Raw genomic sequence first — 1,370 nt, forward strand, 5'->3', positions numbered from 1 at the left:
AACTACTTTATTTTAGAATTTGATAATGTCCGGCAGATAATCGACCGTTAGGGAGATTCATCCGCTTGTTATCGTCATAAATTGTACTTCATTAATAATGATTTAAATTCTTCATTTAACCTCTTTCCTCCAAATTGAGCAGCAACTTTTTGAATACTGTCTTTTTGCATTACAAATTCCAATTCAGTAGGCTTTAATTGAGAACAACACCAATCAAATACACGCAAATTGGGAATATTGGCTATGCTTTTTATATCAACTAAATTTTTACATTCAAAAATAAATAATTTATATAAACTATGTAAGTTCGATAAATTGGGGAATTTGATAAACGGTTGTATGTAACCAATGATTAGTTCTTCTAAAGAAGAAAGATTGGCTATATAATCAAAAGTTTGCTCTTCCTTTGTGGCAATACCATTAATACATAATTTCCTTAGATGTGTCAATTTGCTTAATGCTGTATAGTCATTGAATTTACACGCATACATCCTAATATCTTGCAATTCGGGCATATCCAAAATAAAATCCATTGAGTCGCCTTTGATATGCCACAACGATAACATAGTTGCATCTTTATACTTATTCAATTTGATTTGAGGACAAGTAAGATATGCAACGTGAACACCATTCTGCTCAATTTTTCTAATGCCTTTCTCCATATTCTTTTGACGATAATGGTTTGACAGCGTTCCGCTTTAAGTGGTAGTGCTGTTTGTTAGTCGCTTAATTCTATATCGGTAGTGTTTTTTCGCTTGGCACAAGCATTCTACCTCTATCATCATAAAGAGTAAATATTCTTTTGGATTCAGATAAAAGCATATCCTCAAATGAATCCCAAGCTAAAAGAGATGAAGCATCTCTACGTTTACAGAAATGAACTTTTCCATCTTCAGAGTCTATATAGAGCTTCGAACCATCATATCTATATCCGCCTATGAAAAAATAAGTGTCTTTTGCATTTTTAGGTTTTTCGTAAATGTTCGGCTCAAGTAAGCCAAAAGGCGCCGGAGTTGCATTTAAATCTCGGTTGTAAGATTTTCTCATTCCATATAAACTGAAATGGTGGAAAAGATGTAATCCATTTGTATCTGTCATTAGAAACGAGCGGAATTGAGACGGAATTTCTCTTTTCAAATCTCGTTCTAACTCAACAATATCATCTTCATTTAGCGTAGCAAAGACGCAAAAATTATATGCTTCAGGAGCAATGAAAGGTGCATGACCGTATTCTTTTGTCCCGTTTTCATATTCTTTACATCCATACTTTTCAAAAGTCTGAATGTATTCCATTATTTCTGTAAATGCACTCATATTTTTTCTTTTTATTTTTCAAGCGACTAATGTTCGGTGGATAATCATCATTAAAG

The 1,370-nt window shown here is 32.8% G+C and carries 2 protein-coding genes; both read right to left on the bottom strand.

Features of this window, described 5'->3' with window-relative positions:
• Positions 1-74: 74 nt before the first annotated feature.
• On the bottom strand, positions 75-662 hold the full coding sequence (locus DWW52_RS20865) for a hypothetical protein (RefSeq protein WP_009132151.1): 588 nt from the start codon (positions 660-662) through the stop codon (positions 75-77).
• Between the two features lie 70 nt (positions 663-732).
• Positions 733-1,314 (bottom strand): SMI1/KNR4 family protein, encoded by a 582-nt coding sequence (locus tag DWW52_RS20870; protein WP_004327348.1) that lies wholly within the window; start codon positions 1,312-1,314, stop codon positions 733-735.
• Between the last annotated feature and the right edge of the window lie 56 nt (positions 1,315-1,370).

Source organism: Odoribacter sp. AF15-53 (genome assembly GCF_003479425.1).
In the GTDB taxonomy this organism is placed as follows: domain Bacteria; phylum Bacteroidota; class Bacteroidia; order Bacteroidales; family Marinifilaceae; genus Butyricimonas.